General features: G+C 70.1%; 12 protein-coding genes and 1 tRNA gene. 8 read left to right on the forward strand and 5 right to left on the reverse strand.

Annotation, left to right across the window (positions count from 1 at the left end):
* Positions 1–24 precede the first annotated feature (24 nt).
* Positions 25–1,059, forward strand: a complete 1,035-nt coding sequence (locus tag CPCC7001_RS05415) for an LCP family protein (RefSeq protein ID WP_198006455.1) — start codon at positions 25–27, stop codon at positions 1,057–1,059.
* Here the strand turns inward: CPCC7001_RS05415 and CPCC7001_RS14000 are convergent.
* Positions 1,056–1,613, reverse strand: coding sequence for a hypothetical protein (locus CPCC7001_RS14000; RefSeq protein WP_156796686.1), 558 nt, complete (start codon positions 1,611–1,613; stop codon positions 1,056–1,058). The genes CPCC7001_RS05415 and CPCC7001_RS14000 overlap by 4 nt on opposite strands.
* A 69-nt stretch (positions 1,614–1,682) precedes the next feature.
* Between CPCC7001_RS14000 and CPCC7001_RS05425 the strand changes: the two genes are divergently transcribed.
* Both CPCC7001_RS05425 and CPCC7001_RS05430 read left to right on the forward strand, forming a co-directional pair.
* Complete coding sequence (locus CPCC7001_RS05425) at positions 1,683–2,690, forward strand: ribose-phosphate pyrophosphokinase (protein ID WP_006909731.1); 1,008 nt, start codon at positions 1,683–1,685, stop codon at positions 2,688–2,690.
* A complete protein-coding gene (locus tag CPCC7001_RS05430) occupies positions 2,645–4,000 on the forward strand; it encodes a glycoside hydrolase family 10 protein (RefSeq protein WP_006911047.1) in 1,356 nt (451 codons plus the stop codon). Before CPCC7001_RS05425 ends, CPCC7001_RS05430 begins: the two co-directional genes overlap by 46 nt.
* On the opposite strand, the gene pepN is transcribed toward CPCC7001_RS05430, so the two are convergent.
* The 3 genes from pepN to CPCC7001_RS05445 all read right to left on the reverse strand — a co-directional run bounded on the left by pepN (position 3,981) and on the right by CPCC7001_RS05445 (position 7,847).
* The gene (gene pepN / locus CPCC7001_RS05435; protein WP_006909152.1) at positions 3,981–6,716 is read right to left on the reverse strand and encodes an aminopeptidase N; all 2,736 of its coding nucleotides are present in this window, start codon (positions 6,714–6,716) and stop codon (positions 3,981–3,983) included. The genes CPCC7001_RS05430 and pepN overlap by 20 nt on opposite strands.
* A gap of 64 nt (positions 6,717–6,780) precedes the next feature.
* Positions 6,781–7,269, reverse strand: a complete 489-nt coding sequence (locus tag CPCC7001_RS05440) for a cAMP phosphodiesterase (protein WP_198006456.1) — start codon at positions 7,267–7,269, stop codon at positions 6,781–6,783.
* A 50-nt stretch (positions 7,270–7,319) separates the two neighbouring features.
* Entirely contained in the window at positions 7,320–7,847 is a 528-nt protein-coding gene (locus tag CPCC7001_RS05445) for a hypothetical protein (protein WP_225867179.1), read from the reverse strand.
* Positions 7,848–7,974: 127 nt separating this feature from the next.
* Here CPCC7001_RS05445 and CPCC7001_RS05450 point away from each other — a divergent pair, with 127 nt between their 5' ends.
* A complete protein-coding gene (locus CPCC7001_RS05450; RefSeq protein ID WP_006910594.1) occupies positions 7,975–9,132 on the forward strand; it encodes a histidine kinase in 1,158 nt (385 codons plus the stop codon).
* Positions 9,133–9,193: 61 nt separating this feature from the next.
* Positions 9,194–9,266, forward strand: a tRNA-Glu gene (locus CPCC7001_RS05455).
* 342 nt (positions 9,267–9,608) lie between these two features.
* On the opposite strand, the gene CPCC7001_RS05460 is transcribed toward CPCC7001_RS05455, so the two are convergent.
* Complete coding sequence (locus CPCC7001_RS05460; RefSeq protein ID WP_043368655.1) at positions 9,609–10,127, reverse strand: SRPBCC family protein; 519 nt, start codon at positions 10,125–10,127, stop codon at positions 9,609–9,611.
* 208 nt (positions 10,128–10,335) lie between these two features.
* Here CPCC7001_RS05460 and CPCC7001_RS05465 point away from each other — a divergent pair, with 208 nt between their 5' ends.
* The 3 genes from CPCC7001_RS05465 (at position 10,336) to CPCC7001_RS05475 (ending at position 14,585) form a co-directional block, all read left to right on the forward strand.
* Positions 10,336–11,514 (forward strand): phycobilisome linker polypeptide, encoded by a 1,179-nt coding sequence (locus tag CPCC7001_RS05465; protein ID WP_043369601.1) that lies wholly within the window; start codon positions 10,336–10,338, stop codon positions 11,512–11,514.
* Between the two features lie 186 nt (positions 11,515–11,700).
* Complete coding sequence (zwf, locus tag CPCC7001_RS05470; RefSeq protein ID WP_006910241.1) at positions 11,701–13,224, forward strand: glucose-6-phosphate dehydrogenase; 1,524 nt, start codon at positions 11,701–11,703, stop codon at positions 13,222–13,224.
* A 50-nt stretch (positions 13,225–13,274) separates the two neighbouring features.
* Positions 13,275–14,585: a glucose-6-phosphate dehydrogenase assembly protein OpcA gene (locus tag CPCC7001_RS05475; RefSeq protein WP_006910053.1), complete on the forward strand. Its 1,311-nt coding sequence runs from the start codon at positions 13,275–13,277 to the stop codon at positions 14,583–14,585.
* Positions 14,586–14,595 lie beyond the last annotated feature (10 nt).

A 14,595-nucleotide genomic window follows, 5' to 3' on the forward strand; every position in this document is an offset into this window, starting at 1 on the left:
ATGAACGGGCGCCCAGCGATCCCGATGCCCCCCCGCCCTGCGACTCCCTCTCCCCGCAGCTCCGCCGCCCCAGGCGGCACGGCCGCTCCGGCGCGGCGGAGCCGGAGCAGGAGCTCCAACGCCAGGGTGCTGCTGAGGCTGGCTCTGGTGGCGGCCGGGATGGTGGGCGGGCTCAGCCTGCTGGGCCTGATCTGGCCCAAGCCCGACCCCGGCCTGGAGAACCAGGGCGACAGGAGCGTGAGTGATCTGGCCAAGCCCCCGAACCGGCCCATCACCGTGCTGGTGATCGGGGTGGATGCGGATCAGCTCGGCCAGGCCACCAACAAGGCGGCACCGCCCGGGCCGGCCAACGCCGATGCCCTGCTGCTGCTGCGGGTCAATCCGGGCGGGCCCCTGCAGGTGCTGGCCCTGCCTCCGAGCCTGGCGGTGAAGCTGCCGGGCAGACCGGGGCTGCAGTCGCTCGGCAGCCTCTACCGCACCGGGGGCGCTGCCCTCACGGCCGATGCGGCCCGGGAGCTGGTGGGCCTGCCGCGCCAGGAGCCCCATCGCTATCTGGTGCTGAGCCGGGGCGCGCTGCGCTCCCTGGTGGACGAACTGGGCTCGCTGGAGGTGAATCCCAACGCCACGATGAAATACCGCGACAAGCGGCAGGGCCTCACGATCGACATCCAGAGCGGCCTGCAGCGGCTCAAGGGCACCCAGGTGGAGCACCTGCTGCGCTACCGCAGCCCCGACAGCCCCCTGCAGAGCCGGCTGAGCAGCCAGGAGGCGGTGATCCGCAGCCTGCTCAATGAGCTCAGCCAGAGCAGCCGGGTGGAGATGCTCCCTCCGCTGGTGCAGAAGCTGCGGGGCCAGGTGCAGAGCAACCTCACCCCCACCGAGGTGCTGAGCCTGATGGCCGCCGTGCTCAAGCCCGACCAGGCCGTGGCCTTCGCGGTGGTGCCGCTGGAACCCCCCCGGGACGCTCCGGCCGGCGCCGACCTGCGGGAGCTGGCCAAATCCGCCCCCAGGCCGCTGTGGCCCGAGCCCTCCGGCCCGGCGGCGCCGGCGGGCTCCTAGGGCGCCTCCCAGCCCGCGGCCCGCAGCTGGGCGCACCCCAGCTTCAGGGCCGCCGGCAGGGCGAGGGCCAGGTGTTCACCATCCTCACCAGCGGCCGGGAGCACCCCCAGCCAGGGCAGACCGTCGCGGCGGCGCAGGCCCCCCTGCCAGGGCAGTCCCCACTGCACCAGGCCCACCAGCGGCACGGCCGCCTGGCGCAGCAGGGCGGTCATCGCCGCAGGCAGGCCGCTCTCCTGCTGGTCGGCATCCAGCAGCAGCAGGGCCGGCTGCCGCCAGGCCCCCACCGCCTCGGCCCAGCAGCTGCCGTCCGCCAGGGTGCGGCCGGGATCCACGGGCAGCGGCACCAGCTGCGGCGGCGCCCCCGGGGCAGGGACCTGCCGGTGCAGAGCCATCAGCTGCGGCACCGGCACTGCGGGGTCGAGCGCCGCAGCCAGCTCCAGGCCCAGGGCCGCGGCCAGCGCCGGCGCCGCCGCCTCCAGCAATCGCCGCTGGGGCTCGGGCGGGCCGGCGGCCAGGAGCACCAGGCTGGCCGGCAGCACTCCGGAAACCGTCATCGTTGTTTGCACTCCAGCGGGCGGGCTCGCTTCTACCATCGGAGTTCAGCCGACGCGTCTGCGCTCGCCGTGACCAGTTTCCTCACCGCTGATCGGCTGGCTCAGGAGCGCGCAGCGTCGGAAACGCCCCACGACACCCGCCGGCTGAGGCTGTTCAGCGGCACCTCCAACCAGGAGCTGTCCCGGGAGATCGGCGCCTATCTGGGCGTGCCGGACGGCCCCCGGGTGATCAAGCGCTTTGCCGACGGAGAAACCTACATCCAGATCCAGGAATCCATCCGCGGCTGTGATGTGTTCCTGGTGCAGCCCACCTGCGCGCCGGTGAACGACCACCTGATGGAGCTGCTGATCATGGTGGATGCCTGCAAACGGGCCTCGGCCCGGCAGGTCACCGCCGTGATCCCCTACTACGGCTATGCCAGGGCCGACCGCAAGACCGCCGGGCGCGAATCGATCACCGCCAAGCTGGTGGCCAACCTGCTCACCATGAGCGGGGTGGACCGGGTGCTGGCCATGGACCTGCACTCCTCCCAGATCCAGGGCTACTTCGACATCCCCTGCGACCACATCTACGGATCGCCCGTGCTGGTGGACTATCTCCAGACCCGGAACCTGGGCGAGGTGGTGGTGGTGTCACCGGATGTGGGCGGTGTGGCCCGGGCCCGGGCCTTCGCCAAGCAGATGCACGATGCCCCCCTGGCGATCATCGACAAGCGCCGCGCGGCCCACAACGTGGCCGAGAGCCTCACGGTGATCGGCGATGTGGCCGGCAAGACCGCCATCCTGATCGACGACATGATCGACACCGGCGGCACCATCTGCCAGGGCGCCCGGCTGCTGCGCCGCAGCGGGGCCGCCCGGGTGCTCTGCTGCGCCACCCACGCCGTGTTCTCGCCGCCGGCCACCGAGCGGCTCTCCGAGCCCGGCCTGTTCGAGGAGGTGGTGGTGACCAACAGCATCCCGCTGGCCGAGGAGCGCCGCTTCCCCCAGCTGCGGGTGCTATCGGTAGCCAACATGCTGGGGGAGGCGATTTGGCGGATCCACGAGGAAAGCTCCGTGAGCTCGATGTTCCGCTGACTCGTCCGCTGACTGGACCGCTGACGGCTCCGCTGCAGGGTGCTCTGACGGCCAAGCGGCGGAACGGCGGCGGGCCAGCCTCGGCCAACCTGCCGCCCCTGAAGCGCTTCAGCCGGCTCAAGGCCCTGCTGCCGCTGAGCCTCAACCTGCTCCTGGTGGCGGCCGTGAGCCTGCCGGGCCTGGCGGCGGCGCGTCCCCGCACCCCCCAGCCCCGCCGCATCGGCGTGTGGCTCACCAACAGTCCGAGTCCGCTGTACTACGACCCGCGGCGCATCGAAACGGCGGTGGCCGAACTGGCCGAAAGCGGCTTCACCACCCTCTACCCCAACGTGTGGAGCCGGGGCACCACGTTCCACCGCTCCCGGCATGCGCCGATGGAGGCGGCCCTGATCAAGGCCGATCCCAATCTGGATCCGATCTGCCGTCTCACCCGCAGCGCCCAGCGCCGTGGCCTGGAGGTGATCCCCTGGTTCGAGTACGGGCTGATGGAGCCGGGCAGCGCCGCCGTGGTGCGTGAAAAGCCCGAGTGGGTGCTGCAGCGCCGCGACGGCAGCACCGCCTACCCCATGCACGGCACCACGATGGCCTGGCTGAACCCCGCCCATCCGGAGGTGCGGGCTCGCTTCATCGGCTTGGTGGAGGAGGTGGTGAAGCGCTGCGACGTGGATGGCATCCAGCTGGATGACCACTTCGCCTGGCCGGTGGAGCTGGGCTACGACCCCTACACCCGCGCGCTCTACCGCGCCGAGACCGGCCGGGAACCCCCCGCCAACCACACCGATCGCTACTGGATGAAGTGGCGGCGCCAGAAGCTCACCAGCCTGCTGAGGGAACTGCGGCAGCGCCTGCGGCAGCTCGATGCGGAGCGCAACCGGCGCATCGGCCCCGGGGGCACGCGGCGGCCGGAGCGGGTGATCAGCCTCTCACCGGGGCCGTTCCGCTTCGCCTACAACCACTGGCTCCAGGACTGGGAGCTGTGGTCCGTGGGGGAGCTGGTGGACGATCTGATCGTGCAGAACTACGCCTACTCGGTGAAGGGCTTCGCCAAGGACCTCGACCAGCCGGCCCTGGTGAAGGCCAAGGAGTGGGGGATGCCCGTGGAGATCGGCATCCTGGCGGGCTTCGGGGGGCGCACCCCGGCCATGGCCACCATCCGCGAGAAGGTGAAGCTGGCCACCAGCCGCGGCCACGGGGTGATCTATTTCTACTGGGAGGGGCTCTGGGGCGAGCACGCCGGCCCCGAAGGCGCCGCCGCCCGCAAGGCCGCCTTCCGCCGTCTGCACCAGGAGGTCAACGGGCGGCGGCGCTGAGCCCGGAGGCACTGAGCTCGGTGGCGAGGCACTGCTCCACCACCTCGCGGGTGTTGGTGGAGAGCGTGCCGGAGGCCAGGGCGGTGAGCGCCTGGCGCATGCGCTCGCGCCGCTCAGGGCCGTAGCTCTGCCAGCGGCTGAACACCTTGGCCATGCGGGAGGCGGTGATCGGGTTGCGCTGATCGAGGGCGGCGATCTGGTGGGCCATGAAGCGGTAGCCGGCGCCATCGATGGCGTGGAACACCGGCGGATTGCCCGCCAGCCCCCCCAGCACGGCGCGCACCGAGTTGGGGGCGGCCGGATCGAAGCGGGGATGGTGCAGCAGGCGCTCCACCCGCTCCAGCCCATCGGGGAAGGGGGCGGAGGCCTCCAGGGCGAACCAGGCATCCAGGATCACCGGTTTCTCCTGCCAGCGCCGGTAGAAGGCGTCCACCGCCTCCTGGCGGGCGGCGATGGGCAGGCACTGCAGCGCCCGCAGGCCGGCCCGGGCCAGGGTCATCGAGCCGCCGTCCACCGCCTCGCGGGCCGCCTGGATCACGGCGGGATCGCCGGCGGCGGCGCGCCAGGCCCAGATGGTGCCGGTGAGCCGGCGGGCGCCGCTGCCCTCGGGCCAGGCCAGGGGCCAGGCGGGCCGGCAGCGCTCCAGCGAGGCCTGGAGCGGCTCGGCCAGGGCCTCGCCGAACCGGCGCTGCAGGGCGAGCAGGGCGGCGAACAGGGCCGGCGGATCGGGCTGGTCGCTGGCATCCTCCAGTTCCGCCAGACCGGGCAGGGAGAGCAGGGCGGCGCGGCTGCCCTCCGACAGCAGGGGGTCGGCCAGGATGCGGCCGAAGGCGGCGATGAGCAGCTCCTCCAGTTCCTCGTTGGCATGGCCGGCGGCCCGGGCCTGCACCGCCTGCCCCACCAGCCCCTGGGCCGCATCCCAGCGGGCGAAGGCCTCGCTGTCGTGGGCCAGCAGATGCACCAGCTCGGCGGTGGTGCGCCCCATCTCCAGCTTCACCGGCGCCGAGAACTGCCGCAGCAGGGAGAGGGCCGGAGGGTGGGCCTGGGGCGGCAGGCCCACCAGCCGCAGCTGCTGGCGGGGCTGGTCGATCACCAGCAACCGGGTGTGGGCGCCCCAGGCCCCATTGCGCTCGGCGGCGGCGGTCTCGGGCTGCTCCCCCTCCAGCTGCACGGGCAGGGCCTGGCCGGCCTGATCGACCAGTCCCAGGGCCAGGGGGATCACCAGGGGCTGCTTCTCGGGCTGGCCCGGGGTGGGCGGCGTGTGCTGCTCCACCGTGAGCTCCAGCACTCCGGCGGTGCCATCCCAATGGCGATGGATGGTCAGCACGGGGGTGCCGGCCTGGTGGTACCAGCGGCGGAACTGGGCGAACTCGAAGGGGGCCGGAACCACACCCTCCCGCGCCCAGGCGGCCTCGGCCGCGTCCTGCATGGCCTGCACGAAGTCGTCGCAGGTGGCGGCGCTGCCGTCATGGCGGCGCACGTAGAGGGCCATGCCCTCCATGAACGTATCCTCACCCAGCAGGGTGTGGAGCATGCGGATCAGCTCGGACCCTTTTTCATAGATGGTGGTGGTGTAAAAGTTGTCGATGGCCTGGTAGGCATCGGGCTGCACGGGGTGGGCCGTCGGGCCGGCATCCTCCCGGAACTGGGTGTTGCGCAATACCGCGACGTTTTCGATCCGGTTGAGCGCCAGGCCATGGAGATCGGCGCTGAAACTCTGATCCCTGAACACCGTGAGTCCCTCCTTGAGGGAGAGCTGGAACCAGTCGCGGCAGGTGATGCGGTTGCCGGTCCAGTTGTGGAAGTATTCATGGGCCACCACACTTTCAATTCTCTCGAGCTCGGCGTCGGTGGCTGTTTCCGCATCGGCCAGCACCAGCTTGGAGTTGAAGATGTTGAGGCTCTTGTTCTCCATCGCACCCATGTTGAAGTGGCGCACCGCCACGATGTTGAACTCCTCGAGGTCGTATTCGAGCCCGTACCGCTGTTCATCCCAGCGCATGGCCCGCTGCAGCGACGCCATGGCGTGGGCCGTGTAGGGCGCATCGCCGGGCTCCACGTGCAGCCGCAGCCGCACGGGGCGGCCGCTGGCGGTGGTGAAGGTGTCCTGCACCTCCTCGAGCCGGCCGGCCACGAGGGCGAAGAGGTAGGAGGGCTTGGGGAAGGGGTCGTCCCAGACGGCGTAGTGGCGCGGCGGCGCGCCGTCCTCCCCGCTCAGCAGGCCGGTGTCCACGCAGTTGCCGTTGGAGAGGAGCACCGGGCAGGTCTGCTGATCGGCCTCGATCCGCACCCGGAAACGGCTGAGCAGGTCGGGCCGGTCCGGGTGGAAGGTGATGCGGCGAAACCCCTCGGCCTCGCACTGGGTGGCGAGCATCCCGCCGCTCTCGTAGAGCCCCTCCAGGGTGGTGTTGGTGTGGGGGTGGATCCGCACCCGGCTCTGGAGCAGAAACGGTCGCCGCGGCGGCGCTGCGATCACCAGGCCGTCATCGCTGAGGCGGTAGGCGTCCGGGGCGAGCTCCTCGCCATCGAGGCGCAGTTCCAGCAGGGTGAGATCGAGTCCCCTGAGTTCCAGGGGCCCAGGCGACGCGGCTGGATTGGGTTCGAAGGCCAGCTGCGCCTCCACTTCGGCGTGGTCGTCGAACAGCCGCACGGTGAGGTCGGTGCGGTTGATCAGGCAGACCGCAGGGCGGTAGTCGGCAAGACGCACCGTGGGCATGGCAGGGGGTGGGTGGAAGGAAGGAGGCTCGGGCGGGGGAGACCCCACCCAGCCCGGGGGGGTGTCAGCGGGTCGGCGTGGCGGCGGCTTTCGGGACGGGGCCGGGCTGGGGCGGGGGCGGGATCGCCTCGGCGCCACCGGAGCGCTGCAGCGCCGCCTCCACCTCCTTCCTCACCCCTTCGGGCACCTCCTCGGGACACACCTCGGCCGCCCCGAGAACCGCGGAGTTGATCGATCCCTTGCGCAGGGCATCCAGGGCCAGGGGCTCACGGCCCACCTGCTCGATCACGCCCCCGTGCTGGTGCTCGATCACCTGGGCCATGGTTTCGCCCGCCACCCCCACCGCCGTGTCGAAGGCGATGCCGGCGGCGCGGGAGATGCACACGTTCACGGCCGCGATGCGGGAATAGAGGGCCATGTCGGCCTCCTTGGCCGCAGCGGCGGCGGGGGCGGAGGACGGCGTCGCCGCCAGGGCGGGCAGGCCGGCGCACAGCAGGGGAAGCACCAGCAGAGAGGCCAGCCACCAGGAGCGGGAACGGATTCGCACAGCCACGCCACAGGGAGCACCGGTCCATGCTGCACCACCGCTGCCGAGTGGCCCTCTCAGCTGGCGAGCGACTCCCCGGCGGCCTCCAGCCGCAGCTCGTGGTGGGTTTCGGCCAGCTCCAGATCCCCGTCCTTCCAGGAATAGATCGAGCGGGCGCGGTAGCGGTCCTGATCCACCAGACGGATGTGCTCGAGGATGGCCCACTCCTGGTCGTGGGATTCGAAGATCAGCTCGTGCTCATCCACCTGGCGGATCTGGCTCTCGGTGGGGCTGCCGCAGAGGTAGCCGCGGCTGCGGCGCAACTGGTGACCGCACAGATAGGCCTCCATCGTGCCGCTGGCCGCAAAGCCCGGCTTGCGTGGGAAGACCTCACCGTCCTGCTCCGGCCACCAGGTGAAGCGGTAGGCCGCTTCACCCTCGATCGGCTCTGAGAAGGCTTCCACCCGCAGCAGCATGTCCACCTGCAGGGTGTCCCCGTCGGCGAAGTAGAAGAGGCGGCGCGAACGCCAGAGCCCGAGGTTGCGGGAAAACCAGCGGCGCAGGTTGCTGTCGAGCTGGATGCGGCTGGAGACAGCACTGGACATGGAATCGGGGGCCCGGGACAGGGATCGGAGCCGCGGATCCATCACAGGCTGGCGGGCCCGGGCAGGAGACTCCCCCACCTCATAGCCAGGACGGGCCGGAACTGCCCAGACCCCATAGCCTTGCGGCGTGAGCCAGACCCCTTCGCCAACGAGCGCGCCAGGCGGTGAGCGCCAGGCGCTGCGCCTGCTCCTCGTGGCGACACGCCAGCAGCTGGCCGGGCAGGATCTGCGCACCCTGCTGCAGTTGCTCAAACGGGACGACCTGGGCTTCGAGGTGACCCTGGAAGTGGCCGATCCGCGCCGCCAGCCGGAGCTGCTGGAGCTGCACCGGCTGCTGGCGACCCCGGCCCTGGTGAAACTCGCCCCCGCTCCCAAGCAGGTGTTCGCCGGCAGCCCGATCAGCCAGCGGCTGCAGAACTGGTTGCCGCGCTGGCAGCAGCTTGCCGTGGTGAACGACCTGGGGATCCAGGCCGAGACCATCGACATGGAGGCCCACCACTCCAGGCGCGAGCTGCAGCTGGAGGACCAGCTGCTGGTGCTGCGGCAGGAGAACGAAGCCCTGATCGAGCGGATCGGGGTGCAGGAACGGCTGCTGCGCATGGTGGCCCACGAGCTGCGTACGCCGCTCACCGCCGCCAAGCTGGCCCTCCAGAGTCACCGGCTCGGGCAGATCGACGAGCGCCGCTACCAGGAGGTGGTGGGGCGCCGCCTCGATGACATCGAAGAGCTCTCCAAGGACCTCCTGGAGGTGGGCACCACCCGCTGGGAGGCCCTGTTCAATCCCAAGCGGCTCAGCCTCGGCAAGCTGGCCGCCGAGGCGATCCTCGAACTCGAGAAACTCTGGGTGGGCCGCTCGCTGCGGCTGATCACCGACATCCCCGCCGACCTGCCGGACGTGTACGGCGACGAGCGGCGGCTGCGTCAGGTGCTGCTCAACCTGCTGGAGAACGCCTTCAAGTACACCCCCGAGAGGGGAGAGGTGACGCTCACCCTGCTGCACCGCACCGACCAGTGGGTGCAGCTCAGCGTGGGGGACAGCGGTCCCGGGATACCGGCGGAGCAGCAGCAGCGGATCTTCCTGGAGCGGGTGCGTCTGCCCCAGACAGCCGACACCACCTCGGGCTACGGGGTGGGGCTCTCCGTGTGCCGCCGGATTGCCGAGGTGCATGGCGGGCGCATCTGGGTGGTGTCCGAACCGGGCGAGGGGGCCTGCTTTCATGTGACCGTGCCGGTGTGGAGCGGCCAGGGCCAGTCCGCCTTGACGAAGGGTCACCCTGGCCCGTAGTTTCCTCCCATCAGCACAAAGGCTCAGAAACCAGTTCTGACGCCCCTCCTGCTGTGGCCTCGCCCCCATCGTCTAGAGGCCTAGGACACCTCCCTTTCACGGAGGCGACAGGGGTTCGAATCCCCTTGGGGGTATGCAGAACGGTGCGCCTGAAGACCTGCTCAGGCGAGCCGTTCAGGATCTGTGTACGACGTCTGAAAACCTGTTGCATGCATCGTTCAACACCCGTTGTTCTTGCCGATCCGATGCAGATTTGTCGCGTCCCGGACGTAGGGCTCGGGAAGCAGAGCTGAAGTTGTGAAAGAGAGGTTTGGTGCAGGGTCGCGGACTGTCTCGACCGGGGAATAGCACCACCGGGGATTAGCCCGACTGGGGAATAGCTCGACCGGGGAGTCGCTCAACGGGTTCCGTTGCCACAGCCATGGCGGCCCATGGCGTTTCCGGCGGGATCCAAGGGTGACGCCGAAGAGGCGCAGTCAGGCCAGGCCGGCCCGCCGCATCGCCTCCATCTGCACGCCGCGCAGATTGTTGGCCAGATCGGTACGCAGACGCTGCTCGATCAGTCCGATCGGCATCCCGGGACGCCCCTGCACGATCAGCTCATAGAGCAGGATGCTCACCCCGGCGTCCTGGCCGATCCGCCACACCCCCTCGAAGCGGCGGAAATCACCGCGGTTCATCGCGAAACGGAGTTCGCCGGCCTCCCGGTCCTCCACCAGTTCCAGTTCCACGGTGGCGGTGAAGCGCATGCCGCAGAACTGCTGGGTGCCCACCTGCTCGAGGCAGACGCGGTTGCCGCGGCGCCAGAGCTGCCGCGAGCTGGCCAGGTTCGGGATGAAGCGGCTGAGGTTGGGGTAGTCGGTGAGCACACCCCAGATCCAGTCGGGCTCCAGGGCCAGGCGCAACTGCACCGCCAGGCGCCGGGCCCCCTGCTCGAGGCGCTCCATCTCCTGCTGGATGGTGTCGAGACTGCAACTGCCGGGGAGCGCGGTCATCGGCACGGGCTGACTGGTCTTGGAGGGACTGGTCTCAGCAGACGGGACCTGGGCAGGGGCCGGGACCTGGGCAACGGAGGGCGATGCAAGGAGCTGCGCCAACGGGTGCTGTGTGTGCTGGGGCACAAACCTAAGCGGATCCGGCCGGGATCGACGACTTGGTGTGTTTCCTATGATCAGCCGGATTTTTGCCAGGGACCCAGCCATCATGCGTGTTTCAACGGGCAGCGCTTCTCAGTCCGACAGCCGCATGGTCACCGTGGTGGTCGAATCCTTCGGGATCGGCCGGCAACGTCAGGCTGAGCGTCGTTTCACCGTTCCCTTCGCCCAGCTCCAGAGCACGATGCGGACCATCGCCCGTCAGGGCGGTCGCATCAAAGCCGTGGATGTCGCCGGGACGCTGCCGGAAGCGCCCTCCTCCGCGCCGTCCGAAGCCCAGGCCACTCCGGCCGCAGCCCCAGCCCCCACCGCTCCATCGAAACCAGCCGCTGTGTCCCACGCCGCCGTTCCGGTCAACCTCTACAAGCCCAAGGATCCGTTCATCGGAACCGTCACCGAGAACTACAGCCTCCTGGCGGAGGGTGCCATCGGCCGGGTGAACCACATCACCTTCGACCTGGCCGGCGGTGATCCCCAGCTTCACTACGTGGAGGGCCAGAGCATCGGCATCATCCCCGACGGCACCGATGCCAACGGCAAACCCCACAAGCTGCGCCTCTATTCGATCGCCAGCACCCGCCACGGCGACAACATGGTCGGCCACACCGTGTCGCTGTGCGTGCGCCAGCTGCAGTACGAGAAGGACGGCGAGACCATCAACGGCGTGTGCTCCACCTTCCTGTGCGACATCGAGCCCGGCGCCAAGGTGAAGATCACCGGCCCGGTGGGCAAGGAGATGCTGCTCCCCGATGACGAGGAGGCCAACGTGATCATGCTGGCCACCGGCACCGGCATCGCGCCGATGCGGGCCTACCTGCGTCGCATGTTCGAGCCCGCCGAGCGCGAGAAGAACGGCTGGACCTTCCGCGGCAAGGCCTGGCTGATCATGGGGGTGCCCACCACCCCCAACCTGCTCTACGACGCCGACTTCGAGCACTACCAGAGCCAGTTCCCCGACAACTTCCGCTACACCAAGGCGATCAGCCGTGAGCAGAAGAACGCCAAGGGCGGACGCATGTACATCCAGGACCGGGTGCTGGAGAACGCCGACGAGATCTTCTCGATGATCGAGGACCCCAAGACCCACGTGTACATGTGCGGTCTGCGGGGCATGGAGCCCGGCATCGACGAGGCGATGACCGCCGCCGCCGCCGCCAAGGGCATCGACTGGAGCGAACTGCGTCCCCAGCTCAAGAAGGCCGATCGCTGGCACGTCGAGACCTACTGACCCCACCCCAGCGGGGCCACCGGCCCCCGCTCCTGCCCCAGGCCCTGCCCCCGCCGGGAGTGGGCCGATCGAGGCCCGCCTCCGGCGGGCTTTTTTTGTGTTCGCACACACAGACGGTCACAAAGCCACCGGGGGCATGGGAAAGCCCGCCGGCGCCGTTAAACCAGAGGGGTCAGCCTGTGCTCCATGGCCGCCGTTCTCACCAACCCGTTGCGGGTGGGTCTCCGCCAGGAACGGGTGATCCCGCCGCAGATCATCGTGATCTTCGGCGCCAGTGGAGACCTCACCCATCGCAAGCTGGTGCCGGCCCTGTTCGAGCTGTACCGCCAGCGGCGCCTACCCAGCGAGTTCGCCGTGCTGGGGTGTGCCCGGCGGCCCTGGAGCGACGAGGAATTCCGTTCCCGCATGGCCGCTTCCCTGGCCGACGCGATCGCCGCCGATCCCCAGGCCTGGGAGCAGTTCGCGGCCGGGCTGTTCTACGAGCCCGCCGACCTCTCCAATCCGGCCACGATCGTGCAGCTGGGCGAGCGGCTCGATGCCATCGACCGGGCCCGCGCCACGCGGGGCAACCGCACCTTCTATCTCTCGGTGTCGCCCGCCTTCTACGGCAGCGGCACCCGCGCCCTGGCCGCGGCCGGCCTGCTCAGCGACCCGGACCGCAGCCGGGTGGTGATCGAGAAGCCCTTCGGCACCGACTACGCCAGCGCCCAGGATCTGAACCGGGTGGTGCTGGGCTGCGCCAAGGAGAAGCAGATCTTCCGGATCGACCACTACCTGGGCAAGGAAACGGTCCAGAACATCCTGGTGCTCCGCTTCGCCAACACCATCTTCGAGCCGATCTGGAACCGCAACTACATCGCCAACGTGCAGATCACAGCGGCCGAGACGGTGGGCGTGGAGGAGCGTGCCGGCTACTACGAAACCTCCGGTGCCCTGCGGGACATGGTGCAGAACCACCTCACCCAGATGCTCGCTCTCACCACCATGGAACCCCCCGGCCGCTTCGACGCCGAGGCGATCCGCAACGAGAAGGCCAAGGTGCTGCAGGCCGCCCAGCTGGCCAACCCCGGTGAACCCTGGAAGTGCTGCGTGCGGGGGCAGTACGGCCCCGGCGGCAGCCGCAGCAGTCCGATCGCCGGGTACCGGGAGGAGCCGGGGGTGGACCCGAACAGCACCACGGAGACCTACGTGGCCATGAAGCTGTTCATCAACAACTGGCGCTGGCAGGGGGTGCCGTTCTACCTGCGCACCGGCAAGCGCCTGCCCAAGCGGCTGTCGGAGGTGGTGCTCACCTTCCGGGAGGCGCCGGTGCACCTGTTCGACGCCGCGGCCGGCGCCCCCACGCCCAACCAGCTGATCCTGCGCATCCAGCCCGATGAGGGGGCGGAGATCAAGTTCGAGGTGAAGGCCCCCGGTTCCGGCATGCGCAGCCGCCCGGTGGACATGGCCTTCAGCTACGACGACTCCTTCGGCGAACCGAGCGACGAGGGCTACGTGCGGCTGCTGGCCGACGCCATGCTGGGGGAACCCACCCTCTACACCCGCAGCGACGAAGTGGAAGCGGCCTGGAGGCTCTACACCCCGCTGCTGGAGGTGCTGGAGGAATCGCCCTGGCAGCTGCCGGTGCATCCCTACGAGGCCCGCACCTGGGGCCCGGCCGCCGCCGACAACCTGCTGGCCGACGACGACCTGGTCTGGCGTCGGCCCTGAGCTCCCTTCGCCTCAATGCCCCCTTCCCCACCCACCGCCAGCCCCCGCTGATGTCCGCCCAGCTCACGCTCCAGGCCCCCACGGCCCTGCCCCCGTCCGATGTGGTTCCCTACCTGGAAAAGCTGTGGGGGGAGGATCTGCAGCACACCAGCGGCGCCGCCACCTTCAGCCTGGTGGTGTACGAGCCCTCCTGGCTGCAGCAGCATCTGATCCGCACCGGCCGGGTGAGCGGCCCCCTCACCGGCCTGCTCGACCATGACCTGATCGCCGCCGCCAAGGAGGCCGTGCCGGCCCTGGACCTGCCCTTCAGCACGGCGGTGATGGACCAGCGGCTGGCCTGGCGGCTGGGCCAGCAGCCGGGGGATGCCAGGGCGGAGGATCTGCGCGGCCAGTTCGTGGATGGAGCCATCAGCGCCCACATGCCGCGGCGGCTGATCACCCTGGCCCCCACCCTGGATGAAGCGCGGCCGCTGGAAACCCTGGTGGCGGCCTACTGCCCCCTGCCGGACGAGGGCGGCGGCGGACCGGCCTGCGGTGACGTGGTGGTGCTGCGGGGCGGCCGGGAGGTGCTCAAGAGCAAGCTCGATCTGGTGCTGCCCCTGATCAGCGACGACCTGCCCTGCTGGGTGTGGTGGAACAGCAGCCTCGACGAGGCGCCGGAACTGCTGGAGGCCCTGGCACCGCCGCCGCGCCGGCTGGTGGTGGACAGCTCCCTGGGCCAGCCGCGCCGCTGCATCGACGTGCTGGTGGACCGGATCGCCAGCGGCCAGGCCGTGAACGACCTCAACTGGCTGCGGCTGCGCAGCTGGCGCGAGTCGCTGGCGATGGTGTTCGATCCGCCGTCCCGCCGCAACGCCCTTGATCACGTGGTGCAGCTGGACATCGACGTGGAGGGCGACCATCCGCTCAAGGGCCTGCTGCTGGCGGCCTGGCTGGCCGACCGGCTCGGCTGGGAGCTGGTGGAGTCCTATGGCGTGGAGACCGACTGGGCCGGCACCCGCCGGGAGAAGGGGATCGGGGCCGAGTTCCGCCGCCGCGATGGCTCGGCGCTGCAGTTCCGGCTCATGCCCGTGCCGGTGGGCAGCCCCAAGATCCACCCGGGGGCGCTGGTGGGCCTGCGCCTGATCTGCGCCCCGGAGGGGCGGCCGCCGCTGTGCGTGATCCTCTGCTCCGAATCCGGGGGCTGCATGCGGCTGGAGGCCGGCGGCATGGCCTCGATGGAACTGGCGGAGGATGTGGTGCCGCTGCCGAACGAGAGCGAGGAGGAGGAGCTGGCCCGCCTCCTCTCCGGCGGCCACGACACCACCAATCCGCTGCTGGCGGCCGCGGCGCCGATCGCTGCCAAGCTGCTCCCCAGCTAGCGCCCCGCAC

Source organism: Cyanobium sp. PCC 7001, assembly GCF_000155635.1.
GTDB lineage: Bacteria > Cyanobacteriota > Cyanobacteriia > PCC-6307 > Cyanobiaceae > NIES-981.

Bases quoted from the DNA above. Each gene is read 5' to 3' on its own strand.
- pepN (WP_006909152.1), bottom strand. From the start codon at position 6,716: ATGCCCACGGTGCGTCTTGCCGACTACCGCCCTGCGGTCTGCCTGATC.
- CPCC7001_RS05415 (WP_198006455.1), top strand. From the start codon at position 25: ATGCCCCCCCGCCCTGCGACTCCCTCTCCCCGCAGCTCCGCCGCCCCA.
- CPCC7001_RS05465 (WP_043369601.1), top strand. From the start codon at position 10,336: ATGCGTGTTTCAACGGGCAGCGCTTCTCAGTCCGACAGCCGCATGGTC.
- CPCC7001_RS05475 (WP_006910053.1), top strand. From the start codon at position 13,275: ATGTCCGCCCAGCTCACGCTCCAGGCCCCCACGGCCCTGCCCCCGTCC.
- CPCC7001_RS14000 (WP_156796686.1), bottom strand. From the start codon at position 1,613: ATGACGGTTTCCGGAGTGCTGCCGGCCAGCCTGGTGCTCCTGGCCGCC.
- zwf (WP_006910241.1), top strand. From the start codon at position 11,701: ATGGCCGCCGTTCTCACCAACCCGTTGCGGGTGGGTCTCCGCCAGGAA.
- CPCC7001_RS05445 (WP_225867179.1), bottom strand. From the start codon at position 7,847: ATGTCCAGTGCTGTCTCCAGCCGCATCCAGCTCGACAGCAACCTGCGC.
- CPCC7001_RS05460 (WP_043368655.1), bottom strand. From the start codon at position 10,127: ATGACCGCGCTCCCCGGCAGTTGCAGTCTCGACACCATCCAGCAGGAG.